Below are 16,865 nucleotides of genomic sequence, written 5' to 3' on the forward strand. Positions count from 1 at the left end.
GAGGAATCAGAGCGGTCCCCCGGGTCGCACCCCGGGGGACCGCAGCCAGGCACCTGATGTGGAGGCACCTGTGATCACCAGTCTGACAGACGCGGAACGGGCGGAGCTGGCCCGGAAGGCGTCGGAGGCGAACAAGCGCAGCGAGGACAACGCACGTGCCCGGGGCGGCCGTTGATGGCCGGCAACGAGCACGAGAAGACGAAGGACCCGCTGCCGCCGCGTCCGCGCGGTCCGCACCCGTACTGACATCCCAACCGCCCCGATGGTCGCAGGCCGGGTTCGACTCCCGGCCGGGGCGCTCCGGCCCGCCGCCTCGCGCTGCGGCGCCGCACTTCCCGGACTGACCGCCGCCCTCGGGTGGGCGCTCGCGCGGCTTCCGGCTCTTCTCCTATCCCTTCGACATGGGAGCTCCCATGCTCAATTACATCGGCGGCCACCGTGCCGACACCCCGCAGGACTTCGCCGAACTCGCCCTCGGCACCCCCGCCGAACTCTGGCTCGGGGTCGACGGCGAGAGCGACGAAGAACGCGCGGCTCGGCTGGACGCGGCCCGTGACATCCTCGCCGACCCCGAGTACCGAGACCTCCCGGACACCTTGATCCGCTTGGCCGCGCGGGTCGTCGAGGATCACCCGGACCTGTTCAACGTGGTCCCGCTGGCCCGCCCCGCCCGCCGCCGTGCCGTGCACCGGGGAGTTGCCGCATGAGCGATGGTCTGACGCTGGACGACCTGTCCGTGCCGCTGCGGGCGCTGCGCCTGCTGACCACAGACTTCGGGCACCTGCCAGCGCCGTGGGTGCACGTGGACAGCATCTACCCCGACCGGTTGGAGCTGTCGTTCCACGACGACCTGGCCGGCTTCGAGGCATGGCGCGAGGCACTCGGCATCGCCCCGGACGCGGTGGCGCACGGCATGCAGAGCAACGGCGGTACGCGCGTACTCAAGGCGACCGCGGACTTTGCGGGCGCGGTGCTGAAACTGACCGGCTTCGCCGCGATCACCGACCCGACGCCGTCCGGGACGGCGGGCTGATGTCCGCCGTCTACGGCCGGTACTTCCATCCGATGGCGCGGGTTGCGGGACATCGGACTCCAGGCTTGTGAAGGGAGATGGCAGGCAATGTCCTTGCCGGATTGGCTCAACAGCCAGGTCGCGGCGGCCCAGGCCGAAGGTGAGGCCGACGGCACGACCTGGACCGTCTACGTGACCACGGATGACGGCCTTGCCCAGATCGCCGGTGCTCACGACCGAGACGATGCCCAGCGCTGGCTCGACGAGTCCGGGTGCACCGGCCTGGTGGCCCGAAGCCCCAAGGGCGCCTGATGTCCGCGGCGTGGGGCAAGTGCTTCGACCCGACGGGCGCCCGCTACGGGGTGCCCACCTACCCCTGGCGCCTGGCCCCCGACGGCCTGGCCACCCGCCGCCAACTCCGTTCCCGGGGCTTACGGCCGGGCGGGCAGCCGATCGCCGCGCAGGTGATGCGGGCCAACCGGCGGGCCAGCGGAGAACGCGTCAGCTACCTGTACCGGATCGACCGCGCCAAGCCCGTGCGGCCGATGACCTCGCGCAAGTGGGGCGCGCTCGCGCTGGCGATGCTGGCCCGCCGCACCTGCCCCCGCTGCCTGCTCGATGTCGGCTACTGCATCCCACGCTCGCACGGCATCTGCGGCATGTGCCTGGCCACCGAAGAACACGAAAGGAAGTGATCACATGGACATGGAATGGAAGCAAGCCGCCCGCAGGGCGGTGCACTGGAGTCTGCCGGTCGGTCTGACCGGCCTGTCCCTGGGCTGGACGGTCTACGCGGTGGGGGAGATCCTCGCCCACCAGGCCCCGGCGCCGCTCGCCTACACCGTGGCCGGGATCTACGACGCGGTGTGGCTGTACGCACTGGCCATGGAGACCGCGCACCGCCGGCAGGGATCGTCCGGGAAGCTGCCCGCCTCCCTCGGCTGGCTGTTCCTGGTCACCTCAGTCGGGGTGCTGGTCACCCACGGCCTGCTGTACGCCACGGCGGTCGTCGCGGTCATCGGCGCGGTGGTTCCGGCCGCCGCCAAGGCCACCCTGATCATGGCCGTGGAGCGGGACACCACCCGCATCTCCCCCGCGGCACAGCAGCAGATCGACGCCGTGCGCAGCGCGACACGGGATCAGGTGGCGATCGGCCGCGCGGTCACGAGGGCCAAGGCCGACCGGCACAAGACGGCCGCCCACTTGGAGCGCGAGGAGTACACCGCCCGCGGCAAGGCGCACAAGGTGCGCCACGCGGCAGCCGAGAAGCTGGCGGAGCTCACCTCCGAGCACCCGGCCGCGGACCTCCCCGAGGAGGTTCCGGCGCTGTTCTCGGATGAGGATCTGGCCCGGGTGCTGGGCCGGTGGACACAGGAGGGTGTGTCCCCGGGTGTGTCCCCTGTGTCCCCGCAGGTCGGCCCCGTGTCCCCGATCGGGGAACTTGCCGCCTCCAAGGGCGAGGGACACACCCCGCTCGACTGGCCAGCTCTGGCCGCAGTGGCCGCCGTGGCGGGCGTCGACACCCCCGAGCCGGGCGAGCCGCTGAGCGAGGAACAGCTCACGGTCGTGCTGCGGTGGCTGCGCCACTCGGACAACCCCCCGCTGTCCTATCGCAAGGCCCTGGCCGCCTACCGCGGGGCGGGCTTCTCCGCGAAGGAAGAACGGGTGCGCAAGGCGTACGCCGCCCTGATCGACGCGGAGGACGCACAGCCGTAAAACCGGCGTCCGGCACACACCAATGACGGCCAGCCCAGGACTAGTGGGCTGGCCGTCGTTGCGACTGCCGGAAGCAGTCGAACCCAAGTGAAGCAGACCCGGTGAGACCCGGTGAGCGGCACCTTCGCAGACCCGGCGAGCAGACCCCGGCGAGCACCACGCAAGCCAAATCCCATGAATCCGAATGGACGCGCGAGCCATGCCCGCGTGCCCACGATCACCAAGAACGGAGGGGGTGTGGGAAGGAAGAAACAGCAAGGTCCGGGCGAGGACACATACGGACAGATGGCAGGCGGAATCGGCGGTCTCGCCATCGCTTTCGGTTTCCTCGCCACCATCAAGGACAGGTTGGGCCTGTCCTGGCCGGCCACGGTGCTGCTCACCGCCGGCGGGCTGGTAGCACTCGGCTACCTGGCCTGGAGGATCCGTTGGGGCGTCCCGCGTCTGTGGGCGCGCCAACCGGAAACCTCCCCTGCGACCCAACAGACGGCCCTGCAACAGGAATCCCCTGTCCAGGCCATTGTGGCGCAGGCGCCCGGTGAGCCCGTAGGCGAAGCACAGGTGGCTGTCGAGGCATCCCCGAGCGGGGATGAGAGGCACGCGCAACTGACCATGGTGCTCAGTCGGGTTGGGGCCATCGGCAGGGATGAGCGAATCCGTGCCGGTGACGTCACGATCGAGACGCTGCCCGGTATCGGCACCGTCTACGACTTCCTGGTGCCGAAGGGCCGCACCCACGACGACGTGGCCAAACGGCTCGGTCCGATCGCGTCCATGTTCGGCGTCACCCGCCTGCACCTGAAGCTGGAGACAAGCCGGAAGACCGAGCGCCGTGTTCGCCTCCTGGTCCTGAACGAGCCCCCGTTCAGCAGCCCGTTCCCAGCACCGACCCGGCAGGAGATCCAGACGTTCGCGGGGGTTCCCCTCGGACACGAGGTCACCGGCCGACTCGCCGGGGTGCCTACCTTCGACAAGGCCTCCCTGCTGGTCGGCGGCATGACCCAGATGGGCAAGACGACGCTGGTCAACGGGCTCATCACGTGCCTGCTGATCGCGTACGGCGACTTCGATCTGTACCTGCTCGACGGCAAGCTGTGCGGGCTGACCAGGTTCGAAAAGCTCGCCGTGCGCTACGAGGCGTCCGACGACCCGGCCGTGCTGGAGAGCATGCTCGATGAGCTGCTGGTTCGCGTGGACGACCGGTACACACGGTTGCAGGACGCCATCCGCAACCGGCAGCCCGCACCGGTGTTCAAGCCGGTTTTCTTCTTCATCGACGAGGCCGCCGACTTCTACACCGACAACGGCACCAAGGAATCGAGGGAACAGGTTCGCCGGGTAGAGGACAAGTCGCGTTCCCTGGTCGCGAAGTCCCTGGAATCGGGGATCTCCACGGTGATGCTGACGCAGCGCCCGGCCAGAGACGCGATTCCGGTGAAGGTGCGGGATCAGTTCCTGTACCGGATGTGCCTGTACGTGGCGTCGGAGGGCAGTGCGAAGGTCGCCCTCGGGGATTCGTATTTCGATACGGTCGCCCCGATTCACCCGGCGCTTCTCGATCCGGACGTCAAGGGTCAGGGCGTGCTGTTCGCGAACGGCTCATCCACTCTGCTCCGGGGTTTCAATTTCTCGGATGAGTTCATCTGGGGTGTGGTCGACGAAGTCCATGCCCGGCGCGAAGCGGCGATCCCGGATTCTCCGCTGAAGCAGGCCATCGGCCTGTTGCGGGAGACCGGAGTCGATTTCATGGCCACACCCGACCTGGCCCCGCCTCTCGGGATCACAGAAAGCGATCCGGCAGAGCGCGGAAAGCAACTGAACCGGCTGCTCGGTGTTCCCGCGGTCAAGACGGCACAGGGCCGGGGCTACCGGCTGGCCGATCTCACCGCCGCCGCTATGTCCGGTTCGTGACCGCCAACCCGCACCGCCACCACCACCGCCAGGGCACCGCCACACCCGCTTACTCCGTGGCGGTGCCCTGGCGGTCACAGCCCCTCCGGCGGCGGTGCTCTGGCGGTCCGTCATGGCGGTGCTGACCAGCACAGACGATCAACAACCCCAGGAAGGAGGGAGGAGGCCCGTTGCGAGCCTCTACCGCCGTCACCGTCGGCGTGGGAGCGACCGCGGCCGTCCTCGTGGCCGCGCTCGTCCAGGGCGCCGGCGACGACCCGGTGTCCACGGCGCTCAGCCTGACCGTCCCGAGCCAGTACAAATCCCTGATCGAGGACGCGGGACATACCTGCTCCGAGGTCACCCCGAATCTGCTCGCCGCACTTTTGACCCAGGAATCCGGCTCAAACTCGAAAGCACGGTCCCAGGTTGGTGCGGAAGGCATCGCCCAGTTCATGCCGTCCACCTGGCAGACCCACGGAATCGACGGCAACGGCGACGGCAAACGCGATGTGTGGGACCCCGCCGACGCGATCCCCTCGGCAGCCGCATACCTCTGCGGCATAGCCAACGACGTCAAGGACGTTCCAGGAAACACCCAGAGCAACATGCTCGCCGCCTACAACGCCGGAAGCGGCGCCGTCCGCAAATACAGAGGCATCCCGCCCTACAAGGAGACCCAGAACTACGTCAAGTCCATTCAGGCACTCGCCGACCAGTCGTCCCGCGGAATAACCGCGAGCACGACGCAGGCCGAAGCCGCGATCAGCGCGGCGAAGGAAATGATCGGCAAGCCGTATTCGTGGGGCGGGGGAAGCGCCAGCGGTCCCAGCACGGGAACCTGCTGTTCTCCCAAGGGCCGTTCCGGGACAGACATTTCCGGGTTCGACTGCTCCGGGCTCACGCTCTACGCCTACGCGAAGGCGGGTATTTCCCTGCCCCGCACGGCGGCCGAGCAGTACGCGGCCTCGGAGCCCGTCAAGCCCGGTGACGTACGCCCTGGGGATCTCGTCTTCTACGGCTCCAGCCTCACGAGCATCCACCACGTCGGCATCTACGTCGGCGGCGGCTGGCTGATCGACGCCCCCCGCCCCGGCACCCAGGTCCGCTACGACCCCATGGACGTCATGACGGACCTGATCGCCGTCGCCCGCCCCACCTCCCACTCCAACAAGGAGATCTGATCCATGTCCAAGTTCACCGTGCTCGCCAAGCCCATCGACATGTCCGGCGGGTTCAAGGACTTCTTCGACACCATCGGCCTGACCGGCGGCGGCCTGGTCACCAAGGGCATCCCCGCCGTCATCGCGATCATCGCTCTCCTCATGCTGCTCAAGACGCCCAACGACCCCAAGGGGGCGCTGCGCAAGGGCAGCATGGCGCTCGGCACGCTGGTCGTCGCCATCGTGCTCGCCCTGTACGGCGACACCCTGTTCTCCACCGTCACCCAGGCCAAGGGCTGATGCCGCATGAGTGACCCGTGCGACGCCCTCCCCGGGCCCGGCAAGGCCTACTGCGAGCGCGGCACAGATGATCCCCCCGGCACGGGCGGCGGCGGAGGCGTCACCGGTGGCGCCTCCGACCATGTCCGTGCTCTTGCCGACAGCCTCATTGCGAAGATCAAGGGGCTCATCGCGCCGGAGCACGGGTGGGCGCCGGCGAAGTCGGACAGCGGGCTGTACGAGCCGTTCCTGTGGCTCGGTCAGCACCTGGCCGTTGCCATCTTCGTCTGCATAGTTGTCGTGTGCGCCCTGACCGCCTGGCAGGGCGTACCCCGACTGCGGCAGATGGGCGCATCGACCGGATGGACCCTGGTGGCCGTCGCCTGCATGGCGTCGGTCCCCGGGGCCGTCATGCTGCTGAACAAGGCCGTAAGCGGCGCGTTCACGGCCGCGTTCAGCAGCAACGAGTCCACGCTGTTCGGCGCGATCAGCGACGACATGCAGCACGGAGCGGACTCAAGCAACCCGCTCGCCATCCTGGTCATCTTCAGTGCTCTGGTCGTCGCCCTCGCGTTTGCTGCGCTGGTGTTCATGACCCGTCAGCTCGGCATCCTGGCGTTCGTGTGCATGGCCCCGCTGGTGCTGGCGTCACTGGCCCGCGGGGGCGACACGACCGCGGTCAAGGCCTGGGCGATGCGGTTGCTGGGGTTGATGTTCGCCCCGTTCGCGCTGCTGCTGGTCAGTCCCTTCGTCGAACTCGCCAAGGGTTCGCTCATCGTGGACGCTGTCCTGCTGGTCGCCGCGGACGCGGTGATGCTGCGGATGATCTTCCACGGTGTGCCGTACTTCGGGCCCAAGGTAGGCCGCGCCGCCCGGACTTGGGTGGAAGGCCGGACCCCAAGCCCGCTGGCTCACGCCGTGGTGCGGGCCGGTGTCCCCGACTTCTACGAGAAGGAGAACGCCCCGCGCGGTCACCGCACCGTGGACACCCCGGGCCGGGCCATGTCCCGGGATCGCGGTGTCCTGTTCGCCGCTTACGGCCTCAACAAGCCGGAGCGGTCTGGGCGGTTGACCACCACGTCGGCCGTTGCGAAGGAGCGGCGGGACGCGAGCGAAAGCGCAGCCCGCCGGCAGCAACTGCGGGAGGTACGCCAGCAGTACCGGACCACCCCGCCGCAGGCGACGGCCCCCGCAGGCCCGCCGGCCAATCCCCCCACCCCGCAGCCGAGCCCCCAAGGCCCGGCGCCGACTCCACGGCCGACCCCGGGCCAGCCGAACACCCCGTAGAGCCGGTTCCTGGCCCCCGGTGTCGCTCCCTTCCCCGCCCTCATGCGGCAGTAGCGGCGCCGGGGGCCAGGGGCTCACCCCCTCACAGACTTCAGGAGGTTGCTCCCGTGTACTCCCTGACCCCCGGCTACCGCATCCCCGCCGTGCAGCGCGGACTCAGCCGCGCCGAAACCCTGCTGACGAAGGTGAACGCCGGGCTCGGGAGCGCCGCACTGATGTCGGCGATGCTTACCCCACCCCCGGTGTGGACGTTCGGCGCCGTGGGCGCCACGGCCGCCGTGCTGAACCTCGCCCCGGGGCCGCGCTCGATCGCCCGGTGGGCAAGGGTCGGCTACCGGCACCTGCGCGAGCGCACCGTGCCCGACAGTATGGCCGCCCATCCCGGCGAGACCGCGAGTTGGGCGCTGTACCCGGAGCACGGCACCATGCAGGACTCGCAGCGCCGGGCCGCGTTCCACGACGCGTTCGCCCGCGCCCTCACGTTCGCCGGCGGGCAGGCCCGCACCGCGGGCGTCCAGGTCCATGTCACCCACCACACCACCGCCGACGACTACACCGACCACACGCAGACCGTCACCGTTCACGTCCCCAAGGGACTGATCGCCCACCCCGCCCGGGTCATCGACAGCCTGCACGGCGAGTTCGCCGGCCTCGGGACGCTGAGCCCCCTCACCCCCGAGCCGCTCCCCGCAGTGACCGAACGCGGTCCGGGCTGGGCCGGTCTGGACGACGGCCGTTACGTCGCCACCGCCAGGATCACGGCCTGGCCGGAGGAGACTGACGGCGACCTCATGCCGAACCTGCTCCTCGGACCAGGCACGGACCGGTCACTTGCCGTGCTGTTCCGGCCCCTTCCGTTGGGCTTGTCGCGCCGGTCCGCGAAGTGGCAGCGCGCCGCCTCTGAGGCCTTCACCGCCGACAAGGTGAAGGCCGACGCGCACGACCTCGCCAATGGGACCACGCACGGCGCGCTCGTCCAGGGCGCCACCCTCGTCGACCTGGACGCCTACCTCACGGTGTTCGGCGACGATCCCGAGAGCGTCACCGAGGCCCGCTGGCAGGCCTCCCTTGCGGCCGACCGGCACCGCATCCGGCTGGACTGGCTCGCCGGCCAGCAGCACCGCGCCCACGTGATGACCACCCCGCACGGAGCCTCCACCAGGAAAGGGGCCATCCTGTGATCCGTCTGCCCACCACCCACGCCGCGATCACGGCGCCACTGGTCGCCTCCAGCACCCGCTTTCCCGGTATCGCGATCGGCCGGTCCCTGCTGGACGGACGGCCCTTCCGCCTTTCCCCCGTCCAGACGTCGGCCGCGCTGCTGCCATCGACCAACTCCCTTGCGCTGGGCGGGCTCGGCTCCGGCAAGAGCACCACGGCCAAGACGCGCATCCGCCGCGAGATCCTCAATCATGGCCACCAGGCCGTGGTCATCGACAGCTTCGGCGAGGACAACAGCGGCGAGTGGGCGCCGCTGGTGCGCTCCCTGGGCGGCCGAGTGATCGAGGCTGGCACCTTCACCCTCAACCCCGTCAGCACCCTGTTCCCGCCCGAAGTGCGTGAACAGCTGGTGCGGTCGCTGATCCTGGCGGTCGAGCCCGGCGCGCTCACTCACCAGGCCACCCACGCCCTGCAACACGCGCTGAACCACCCGAAAGCCACCTCACTCAACGGCCTGGTGGACGCCCTGGTCAGCCCGGAAGACGGTCGCTGGCCGGCGGCCAAACTGACCGAGTGGGGCGAGGGCGCCGCGATCGGCCTATCCCGCTACACCGAAGGCAGCCTGCGCGGCCTGTTCGACGGCCAGGGCGCGAGCCTGCCAGAGACGGATCTGCCGATCATCTCCTTCGACTTCTCCCACCTAGACCGCAACTCTCCGGCGATCCCTTCGCTGATGGCCGCGGTCAGCTGCTGGGCAGAGCACGTGTGGCTGCTCCAGTCGACCGCCGTGCACAAGCACCTGGTGCTGGAAGAGGCCTGGCAGATCCTGCTGTCCCCGGCCACCTCCGAGCTGATCCAGCGGCTGCTGAAGAACTCCCGCAAGGCGGGGCTGTCGCTGGACGTGCTGATGCACACGCTGTCCGACCTGGGTGAGGGCAAGGCGCGGGACCTGGCCCGGCTGTGCGAGATCGCGCACGTCGGACGCCTGAACCCGGAAGAGGCCGCCATCGTCGGCGCCCTGCTCGGACTGCCCGCCTGGGCAGTCGACAGGATCCCCACGCTCGATCCGGGACAGGCCGTGTGGAAGGTCGGCCCGGACTACGTCGACATCGTCCAGACCGTCCTTAGTGACGAGGAAGCCGCGCTCACTGACACCTCGTCACGGCGCCGCATGGCACAGCAGGCCCTGGCCGTCGAACAGGACACCACCGCCACGGAAGAGCCGCTCACGGAACCGAGCGAGGACACCGGCGTCAACGCCGGCCCGAGCGAGGATCTGTACGCGCCGTTCACGGCCGCCGACGACACCTGGGACTGGGAGACGCTGCCGCCCAACGTCATCGGGGCGGAGCACTTCGACCTTGCCCGGCACGAGAGCGTCATCCAGGCCGCGATAGAAGGTCGATTCAGCGAAGCCGCTGAGCTGGCTGCCGTTCTTGAGCGCGAGGACATCACCAGCCACGGCCTCAACTCCCCCCAGGCCCTTGCCTGGTTGGAGACCCGAGCGCAGGTGGCGGATCTGGCCGGTGACCCCGGACAGGCGGTGCAGCTGCGCGCTACCGTCGCCCGCATGGGCAACGACGACGGCGAATGGTTCGAGAAGAGCGGCGACGGCACGTCCCCGGCCTGGCACAGCGTGCCCCAACCGCCCACCCCCGCACCGACACTGGACGACGAACAACCCGCCCGGCCCCGGCGGCGCACCTGGCCCTATGTCGCCGCGGTCGCGGGGCTGTCGATCGCGGCGGCTGGCGTGTGGACGAACGCCCAAAACGAACACCACACCCAGGAACGCCAGCAGAAAGCCGCCGCCTACAAGGGTCGATCGGGCGCAGCGCTCACCGTCGACGGAGTTAAGACCGACGTCGTGGCGCAGTGGACCACGGACAGGGACAACGTCATCGTCGAACTGCGCTCGTACTTTGACAAGAACGCCAGGTACCTGCGGATCGACGGGTCCGGCGAGACAGCCAGCAGTGTCCGGGAAAACGGATGGTTCCCCAAGGACCCCGAAATCAAGCTGCCGGTGACCGATCCCCTCGCCGACGTGACAGTCCATGTAGCGGTCGGCGGTCGTACCTGGAAGGAAGGCTCCCGAGCCGCCTCCCGGACCGTCCGACTGTCCCCGACCGGGATCGCCTACGACGCAGAGACCGGAGGAAAACTCCCCTCCGACCTCTGACGCACTACTGCCACTGAGGGCCCCCACCCCCGAGGGTGCGGGCCCTCACGCGTGCTCGCCTCCGGACGCTCCGTCCAGTCCTCGCCCACCCGCCCCGGCGTAGTGAGCGAGGACTGAACAGGCCGCCCGGCCACCCCGCAGCACCCCCGAGAGACAAGGAAAACCCGTTGTGGCGAACATCAACGGCACCAGCGGTACCGACTTTCCGTGGCGGCGCTTCCTGTACCCGTTCGCCATCGCCGGCGCGGTCGTCGTCGGCGCCTGGGGACTGGTCGCCGCCCTGGCCTGGCTGCTCGACATCGCCGCCCACACCACAATCGTCCTCGCGCACGCTGCCGGGCCCATAGGCGTCGGCGGCATCACTCTCAAGCTCTTCTCGAAGAAGTAGCTACCCTGAGGGCGGCCCCCTCGTCTCGCCTACGTCACGGGGCCGCCCATGTCAGCCAGCACCCGCGATCGGCGGGGAGTTGGGGACCCCCAGGTCCGCGCGCATGACGGCGCGCATTTCCTCCCACCGCTCCCAGATCCACTGAAGGTACGTCTCGATCACTTCGAAGGTGTCGCCCTCATCGGGGTGCCCTTCTTCCATGCACTTGGTCCTGCGGTATCCCTCGGACAGTGCCTTGGCCACCGCATCGAGCTGGGCAAGCACGTCGGGTGCGGCGACCATCTGGGCTTCGGCGAATGCGGCATGGTGCGCGTGGCGGGCTGCTTCCAGCCGCTCGCGGCCTGCTTCGGTGACCTCATTGCGGTGCACGTGCCACAGGTAGTTCATCAGCTCGGTGCGGTAGCGGCGGTAGGCCGCGTTCGTCTCGATGTAGCAGGCCCGCCGCACGACGAGTTCCGCGTGCTGCTGCTCGCGTTGCCACTGCGCGTGGGCTGCCTGCTGCTGGCGCTTGAACTCCGCCTGCTGCGCTCTCGCGCCGGACCTCTGCGCGAGGATCGGCGCGAGCAGGGTCCCGGTGACGCCTACGACCGCTGCAACCAGCGCGATAGCGGTGCTTCCCACGGCATCCCCCTGATGCGTGACGGCTATGAACCGGCCCGGTGCGCGTTCCAGTGCGCCGTCAGCCACACCCGGTGCTCGGGACGCAGGGCCAACGCGAGTGGCTTGCCGTGCAGTTCGGCGTAGACCGGGTAGGCGTCCAGCTCGGGGGCGACGTCCAGCAGGTCCGTTTCCGGGTCGACGGCGATGCGGCCGTTGTCGAACAGCCGGTGCACATCCCGGCGCAGCAGCAGCCCCCCGAAGTCGTGGTGCTCGCCGCTTCCGGCATAGCTGTACAGGTGCGCCGCCTCCAGCACGTCGGCAGGGGCCGGGCCGGTGATGGCGCACTGCTGGCCCTGCTCCTCCAGCAGTGCGGCCCTGAACTCGGCCTGTCCCACCCGGGCGCGGACCCTGGCGAAGCGGTGCCCGCCCGCGATGGGCGCCCGCCGGTACCTGGGGCCGGCCAGAGCGGACACCGCCGCGGCATCCGCCCGCCCGGTCGCCAGCAGCGCATCGCGCAGCTTCTCCCACCGGGCGGGGCGCATGCTCAGCTGCGAATTCGGTGAGTCGCACAGGGTGCGCAGCTGAGGGCCGGTCAGCAGGCCGCGCCCGTCAATCCAGCGTTGGCCGTAGCGGGACAGGTAGGTGGTGACCGGCTCCACCTTCTGTCCCGGCGTGTCGAAGGTGGCCCCGCACTGGTTGCAGCGGCAGGCCGGGGTCATCCGCGAACGCCGCTTGAAGTCGGCCTTCCCGCACTGGGGGCAGAAGTACCGGGTCTTGTCTTCGGTGCCGGTGTCGATGCCGTCGATGACCGAGACGCCGATCAGTTCCCTCTTGTCCCACAGCGCGACGACATCCCCCACCGCCAGACGGGCGTGGTTGGGCACCGTGCTGTCCCAGCGGTAGTACTCGCGCGGGTTGTCCTCATAGCCGTCATTCCCGCCGTGCTGGCGGGCATCGCCCACGGACAGCAACAGCCACGCATCTGTCATTGCGCCCCTCCTCATCCCACAGGCCGGGGCAGCCGCTCTCTCGGCAAAAGACCGCGGCTGCCCCTCACCCAGCTCAACCACAGAACTGGAGAGGTCAAGCATGACCCAACCCACTGACATCCGGCATCGTGCGGGCCAACTCCCGCGCCTGCTCGACCTGTTCTGCTGCCGGGGCGGTGCCGGAAAGGGCTACGCCGACGCCGGCTTCGACGTCACCGGCGTCGACATCGCTCCGCAGCCCCGCTACCCCTTCGCCTTCGTGCAGGCGGACGCGATCGCGTTCGTCCTCGAACACGGCACCGAGTTCGACTTTATCCACGCCTCCCCGCCCTGCCAGCACGACACGAACTGCCAGCGGATCCAGGGCAACCCCCACCCCGACCTGACCGCCCCCACCCGCGCAGCCCTGGAGTCGGCGGGGCGCCCGTGGGTGATGGAGAACATCGGGGGCGCCGTGCCGAAGTTGCGCGGTCCGGTGATGCTGTGCGGGCAGATGTTCGCCCTGGCCAACTACCGGCACCGGTTCTTCGAGCCCGGCGGCGGCTTCCGTCTGGACCAGCCGGGGCACCCGGCGCACCTGGTGCCGCAGGCCAAGATGGGCCGCCCCGTGCCGCCCGGCCATTACGGCCAGTTCGTCGGCAACTTCTCAGGTGTCGACCTGGCCCGACGCGTCCTCGGGGTGCCGTGGATGAACCGCGACGGCATCCGTGAATGCGTACCCCCCGCCTATACCGAGTGGATCGGCCGTGCGGCCCTTGCCGGGCTTGCCGTCCCCGCTCCGGCGCTGGGGGTGGCCGCGTGAACGCGCATCTGCTGCCGCTGCGACGGCCGAACGGCCTGCGGATACTGGACCTGTGCTGCGGTGCCGGAGGCCTGTCCATGGGCTACCACCTCGCCGGATTCGACGTGACCGGCGTCGACAACCGCCCCCAGCCTAACTACCCTTTCACCTTCCACCAGGCCGATGCCCTGGAATACCTCGCCGATGTCACCTCGTCGGGGGAAGTCGAGAAATACGCGTTCATCCACGCCTCTTGGACCTGCCAGTACTGGGCCCGCGTTACTTCCTGGCGCGGCGAGCGAACCGACCACCCTGACCTCCTCACCCCGGGCAAGAAGCTCCAGGAAGCCTGCGGCCGGCCGTGGGTCATCGAGAACGTCCCCGAAGCCTCCTGGTATGGGCCGCTGCGCCCGGACTACATCCTCTGCGGCTCCCAGTTCGGCCTGAAGGTCCGCCGCCACCGCGTCTTCGAAACCTCGTGGGCAGGCGGCGGCGAACTCCTCCCGCCGTGCTGGCATCCGAAAGGCCGCAACAAGCTCATGGCGTTCGAGCACAAGGGCGAGCGCGCCTACGCCGACGCCATGGGCTGCACCTGGATGACCAAAGTCGAAGCCCGCCAGGCCGTACCCCCCGCCTACACCCAGTGGATCGCCGCACAGTTCCTCGCCCTCGAAGGGAGCGCCGCCGCATGACCACCAGGATCACCCACCTGCGCACCGCGCTCCATCTGGCCGCGCGCGGTATTCCGCCGCTGCCGCTACGGGCGGGGAAGGTGCCGTTCGGCAACTGCCGTACCTGCGCGAAGAACGCGTGCAGCGGCCGGCCGAACATGAAGACCCCCGGCCCGTGCACGTGCCCCGCTCCCTGCCACGCGTGGGCCGCCGCCACCACCGACCCGCGCGTCCTCAACTCCCCTCAGTGGGCCGCCGCATGGCGGCAGGCGGCGGCGGTCGCCTACCACCCTGGAGGTGCCGGGCTGACTGTGGTCGACCTGGACAACGCGGCGGCCATCGCGTGGGCCTGCGCGACGCTGCCCGCGACCCGAACCGTGCCGACGACTCGGGGTCAGCACTGGATCTACCGGGGCGTCATGTCCTCCGCCAACGCGGTACGGCACGGCGTGGATATCAAGTCGCGGATGGCTTACGCCCGTTGGCTCGGACCGGGCACCGGGCACCTGACCGCGCTGCCGGACGTAGTGCGCGCGCTGATCGTGAAGGGGCCCGCCCTGGCCTGGCCGGTGGCCGTCGCCGTGCCTGCACCCGCTGTGGGCGGACGGTGCCCTCACCGCACGCCCGCCTATCTCGACCGTGGCATCGCCATGGCCGAGCAGCAGATCACCGAGGCCCGTGAGGCGGTGCACGCCACCGTCTACCGCACATTCCTCGCCGTGCTGTCCACGCACGGCCGGTGCGGCTGCCTGACCGAGACGCACACCGCGCGTCTGTTCACCGCGGCGCAGGCCAGGGGCGAATCGCCCCGCCACTGCACGGACGCGTGGACCAACGCCCTGACCACGTTGGGACTGAGCCATGTCTGAGGACGACAAGACTCCCGGCCGCGAGGTCATCGCGGACTATGCGCAGGAGCACTTCCGCTACTTCCGCACCGCTGACGGGACCGTCTACGCACAGAAGAAGGACCACCCCGTGGCCCGCCCGATCCGCTCCCAGGGCACGACTGGCAGCCACCGCCAGGAACTCATGGTCGGCCTGTTCAAGGACGGCATCGGCGTCTTCAACGGCTCCGCGCTCAAAGAGGCGTTGGACCTGATCGAAGCACTCGCGCTGACCGAGGCCGTCCAGCCGGTGCACATCCGCGTCGCCCCCGGCTTCGACGGGGCGACGTGGCTGGACCTGGGCCGCGACGACGGGCAGTCCGTCCGCATCCACCCCACTGGGTGGGACATCACCGTCCCCGACCCGCGCGAGGTGTGCTGGCGGCGCACCCAGCTCACCGGGGAACTGCCCCTGCCCGCCAAGGACACGGGCGGCAAGGGCATCGACCTCCTGATGCGGCTGTGCAACTTCGCCACCGCGGAGACCGAGTGCCTGGCCATCGTGTGGCTGACCGGCTGCCTCGGACCGTCCGTGCCCGTGCCCGCGCCGTTCCTCACCGGACCGCAGGGAGCAGGCAAGTCGACCGGCGGCCGGATGCTCACCCGGATCATCGAGGGCATGAGCGGCGACCTGCGCAGGGCCCCGAAGGACGAGGAAAGCCTGATCGCGGCCGTGGCGGCGGGCTGGGTCACCGCCCTGGACAACCTCTCCCACGTGACACCCGACCTGTCGGACGCGATGTGCTGCATCGTGACCGGAGCCGAAAGCGTCAAGCGCGCCCTGTTCACCGACGGGGACGTCTTCCGCGTCGGCTACCGCCGCCCCCTGCTCCTGACCGGAATCGACGTCGGCGTCATCCGCCCCGACCTCGCGGACCGACTCTTGCCCCTGCGCCTGGAACGCCCCCGCGTGAGGCGCACCGAGGCCGAACTGTGGACGGACTACGCGGAAGTCCTCCCCGTCGTCCTCGGCTCGCTCCTGGACCTCACCGTCAGGGTCCGTGCAGCCGAGGCAGAGACCCCGACCGACCTGCGGATGGCGGACTTCGCCCACCTGTGCGCGCAGTTCGACGCGGCAACCGGCCTGGGGGCGCTCACCGCGTACCGGGCCAGTCTGGACGACCTGAACGACGACGTCATCGAGGGCGACCTCCTCGCGCAGACCGTCCTCAAGTACGCCGAGACCATTGAGCCGGGCGGCGCGCAGCGGATGACGTCCACCGAGTGGCTGTCCTGCCTCAGCCGCCTCTACAGCGGCGACGACTGCCGTCCTCTGCCCAAGGGGTGGCCGACCACCGGCAAAGTCCTCTCCGACCGCCTCAAGCGCCTCCAACCGACGCTCGCCGCCCGGCGCGTCCTCGTCGACTCGGGCCGCACCAGCGCGGGCCGCTACCTCGAAATGACCCACACGCTCCCCCCGGCCCCGCACGAGCAGGCACGGGCGTTCTGACCGAACGCTCGCCCGGACAAGCAAGAGGAGCACCACCTCGCCGCGACGTGCTCCTCTTGCTGTTCGGCGCCTGCGCCGCCCCAAGGACGTGCCGCGCAGCGGCTCCTTCTTCGCTCTGTGAGCCGCAACTACGACAGGCAGCCCCTTCTTTGTCCTAAGAAGGAAGACGCTGCGTCATGCGCGTCATGCGAGCCGGGAAACGGCACGTGACCTGCGGCAACAGGCGTGACGCAGACGGCTTGCTCTGCGTCATCCAGCGTCACCTGCGTCATCCGATGACGCACCCCATGACGTCGGCATGACGCACGCCCTAGCCACTACGTCAGGCAAAACCACAGGTCAGAGGCCTAAGTGACGCTCATGACGCCATGACGCAGAAATCCATACCTCGGACACAGCCCGGAATACC

Annotated in this window: 18 protein-coding genes; 16 read left to right on the top strand and 2 right to left on the bottom strand. The window is 69.6% G+C overall.

Annotated features, from left to right (window positions below; translation table 11 throughout):
• Positions 1 to 413: 413 nt before the first annotated feature.
• The 12 genes from OG303_RS33180 to OG303_RS33235 all read left to right on the top strand — a co-directional run bounded on the left by OG303_RS33180 (position 414) and on the right by OG303_RS33235 (position 11,078).
• Positions 414 to 707: a hypothetical protein gene (locus OG303_RS33180; protein ID WP_405873045.1), complete on the top strand. Its 294-nt coding sequence runs from the start codon at positions 414 to 416 to the stop codon at positions 705 to 707.
• Positions 704 to 1,033 (top strand): hypothetical protein, encoded by a 330-nt coding sequence (locus OG303_RS33185; RefSeq protein ID WP_405873046.1) that lies wholly within the window; start codon positions 704 to 706, stop codon positions 1,031 to 1,033. Before OG303_RS33180 ends, OG303_RS33185 begins: the two co-directional genes overlap by 4 nt.
• Before the next feature lie 87 nt (positions 1,034 to 1,120).
• The gene (locus OG303_RS33190; RefSeq protein WP_405873047.1) at positions 1,121 to 1,324 is read left to right on the top strand and encodes a hypothetical protein; all 204 of its coding nucleotides are present in this window, start codon (positions 1,121 to 1,123) and stop codon (positions 1,322 to 1,324) included.
• Positions 1,324 to 1,707: an RRQRL motif-containing zinc-binding protein gene (locus tag OG303_RS33195; RefSeq protein ID WP_405873048.1), complete on the top strand. Its 384-nt coding sequence runs from the start codon at positions 1,324 to 1,326 to the stop codon at positions 1,705 to 1,707. The genes OG303_RS33190 and OG303_RS33195 overlap by 1 nt, the downstream gene beginning before the upstream one ends.
• Before the next feature lie 4 nt (positions 1,708 to 1,711).
• Positions 1,712 to 2,728: a hypothetical protein gene (locus OG303_RS33200; RefSeq protein WP_405873049.1), complete on the top strand. Its 1,017-nt coding sequence runs from the start codon at positions 1,712 to 1,714 to the stop codon at positions 2,726 to 2,728.
• A gap of 207 nt (positions 2,729 to 2,935) precedes the next feature.
• A complete protein-coding gene (locus tag OG303_RS33205; protein WP_405873051.1) occupies positions 2,936 to 4,639 on the top strand; it encodes an FtsK/SpoIIIE domain-containing protein in 1,704 nt (567 codons plus the stop codon).
• A gap of 170 nt (positions 4,640 to 4,809) precedes the next feature.
• Positions 4,810 to 5,802 (top strand): NlpC/P60 family protein, encoded by a 993-nt coding sequence (locus OG303_RS33210; protein ID WP_405873052.1) that lies wholly within the window; start codon positions 4,810 to 4,812, stop codon positions 5,800 to 5,802.
• Positions 5,803 to 5,805: 3 nt separating this feature from the next.
• The gene (locus OG303_RS33215) at positions 5,806 to 6,081 is read left to right on the top strand and encodes a hypothetical protein (protein WP_405873054.1); all 276 of its coding nucleotides are present in this window, start codon (positions 5,806 to 5,808) and stop codon (positions 6,079 to 6,081) included.
• Positions 6,082 to 6,087: 6 nt separating this feature from the next.
• Positions 6,088 to 7,347: a hypothetical protein gene (locus OG303_RS33220; RefSeq protein ID WP_405873056.1), complete on the top strand. Its 1,260-nt coding sequence runs from the start codon at positions 6,088 to 6,090 to the stop codon at positions 7,345 to 7,347.
• A gap of 107 nt (positions 7,348 to 7,454) precedes the next feature.
• Positions 7,455 to 8,528: a hypothetical protein gene (locus OG303_RS33225; RefSeq protein WP_405873057.1), complete on the top strand. Its 1,074-nt coding sequence runs from the start codon at positions 7,455 to 7,457 to the stop codon at positions 8,526 to 8,528.
• Entirely contained in the window at positions 8,525 to 10,690 is a 2,166-nt protein-coding gene (locus OG303_RS33230) for a hypothetical protein (protein WP_405873059.1), read from the top strand. The genes OG303_RS33225 and OG303_RS33230 overlap by 4 nt, the downstream gene beginning before the upstream one ends.
• A gap of 169 nt (positions 10,691 to 10,859) precedes the next feature.
• Positions 10,860 to 11,078, top strand: coding sequence for a hypothetical protein (locus tag OG303_RS33235; RefSeq protein WP_405873061.1), 219 nt, complete (start codon positions 10,860 to 10,862; stop codon positions 11,076 to 11,078).
• Between the two features lie 51 nt (positions 11,079 to 11,129).
• On the opposite strand, the gene OG303_RS33240 is transcribed toward OG303_RS33235, so the two are convergent.
• Positions 11,130 to 11,699, bottom strand: a complete 570-nt coding sequence (locus OG303_RS33240) for a hypothetical protein (protein ID WP_405873063.1) — start codon at positions 11,697 to 11,699, stop codon at positions 11,130 to 11,132.
• A 23-nt stretch (positions 11,700 to 11,722) separates the two neighbouring features.
• Complete coding sequence (locus OG303_RS33245; RefSeq protein ID WP_405873065.1) at positions 11,723 to 12,667, bottom strand: HNH endonuclease; 945 nt, start codon at positions 12,665 to 12,667, stop codon at positions 11,723 to 11,725.
• Between the two features lie 100 nt (positions 12,668 to 12,767).
• On the opposite strand from OG303_RS33245, the gene OG303_RS33250 reads away from it, so the two are divergent.
• The 4 genes from OG303_RS33250 to OG303_RS33265 are packed head-to-tail and all read left to right on the top strand — an operon-like array spanning position 12,768 to position 16,456.
• A complete protein-coding gene (locus OG303_RS33250) occupies positions 12,768 to 13,469 on the top strand; it encodes an SAM-dependent methyltransferase (RefSeq protein ID WP_405873066.1) in 702 nt (233 codons plus the stop codon).
• Positions 13,466 to 14,140 (top strand): DNA cytosine methyltransferase, encoded by a 675-nt coding sequence (locus tag OG303_RS33255; protein WP_405873067.1) that lies wholly within the window; start codon positions 13,466 to 13,468, stop codon positions 14,138 to 14,140. The genes OG303_RS33250 and OG303_RS33255 overlap by 4 nt, the downstream gene beginning before the upstream one ends.
• Positions 14,137 to 14,988: a bifunctional DNA primase/polymerase gene (locus tag OG303_RS33260; RefSeq protein WP_405873068.1), complete on the top strand. Its 852-nt coding sequence runs from the start codon at positions 14,137 to 14,139 to the stop codon at positions 14,986 to 14,988. The genes OG303_RS33255 and OG303_RS33260 overlap by 4 nt, the downstream gene beginning before the upstream one ends.
• Positions 14,981 to 16,456 (top strand): ATP-binding protein, encoded by a 1,476-nt coding sequence (locus OG303_RS33265; RefSeq protein WP_405873069.1) that lies wholly within the window; start codon positions 14,981 to 14,983, stop codon positions 16,454 to 16,456. Before OG303_RS33260 ends, OG303_RS33265 begins: the two co-directional genes overlap by 8 nt.
• Positions 16,457 to 16,865: the final 409 nt, after the last annotated feature.

The organism is Streptomyces sp. NBC_00005, from assembly GCF_045160215.1.
Lineage (GTDB): Bacteria > Actinomycetota > Actinomycetes > Streptomycetales > Streptomycetaceae > Streptomyces.

What these genes read in the sequence shown, in the direction of transcription:
- OG303_RS33250 (WP_405873066.1), top strand. Translation starts at nt 12,768, where the DNA reads ATGACCCAACCCACTGACATCCGGCATCGTGCGGGCCAACTCCCGCGC.
- OG303_RS33265 (WP_405873069.1), top strand. Translation starts at nt 14,981, where the DNA reads ATGTCTGAGGACGACAAGACTCCCGGCCGCGAGGTCATCGCGGACTAT.
- OG303_RS33220 (WP_405873056.1), top strand. Translation starts at nt 6,088, where the DNA reads ATGAGTGACCCGTGCGACGCCCTCCCCGGGCCCGGCAAGGCCTACTGC.
- OG303_RS33215 (WP_405873054.1), top strand. Translation starts at nt 5,806, where the DNA reads ATGTCCAAGTTCACCGTGCTCGCCAAGCCCATCGACATGTCCGGCGGG.
- OG303_RS33180 (WP_405873045.1), top strand. Translation starts at nt 414, where the DNA reads ATGCTCAATTACATCGGCGGCCACCGTGCCGACACCCCGCAGGACTTC.
- OG303_RS33185 (WP_405873046.1), top strand. Translation starts at nt 704, where the DNA reads ATGAGCGATGGTCTGACGCTGGACGACCTGTCCGTGCCGCTGCGGGCG.
- OG303_RS33260 (WP_405873068.1), top strand. Translation starts at nt 14,137, where the DNA reads ATGACCACCAGGATCACCCACCTGCGCACCGCGCTCCATCTGGCCGCG.
- OG303_RS33190 (WP_405873047.1), top strand. Translation starts at nt 1,121, where the DNA reads ATGTCCTTGCCGGATTGGCTCAACAGCCAGGTCGCGGCGGCCCAGGCC.
- OG303_RS33245 (WP_405873065.1), bottom strand. Translation starts at nt 12,667, where the DNA reads ATGACAGATGCGTGGCTGTTGCTGTCCGTGGGCGATGCCCGCCAGCAC.
- OG303_RS33200 (WP_405873049.1), top strand. Translation starts at nt 1,712, where the DNA reads ATGGACATGGAATGGAAGCAAGCCGCCCGCAGGGCGGTGCACTGGAGT.
- OG303_RS33195 (WP_405873048.1), top strand. Translation starts at nt 1,324, where the DNA reads ATGTCCGCGGCGTGGGGCAAGTGCTTCGACCCGACGGGCGCCCGCTAC.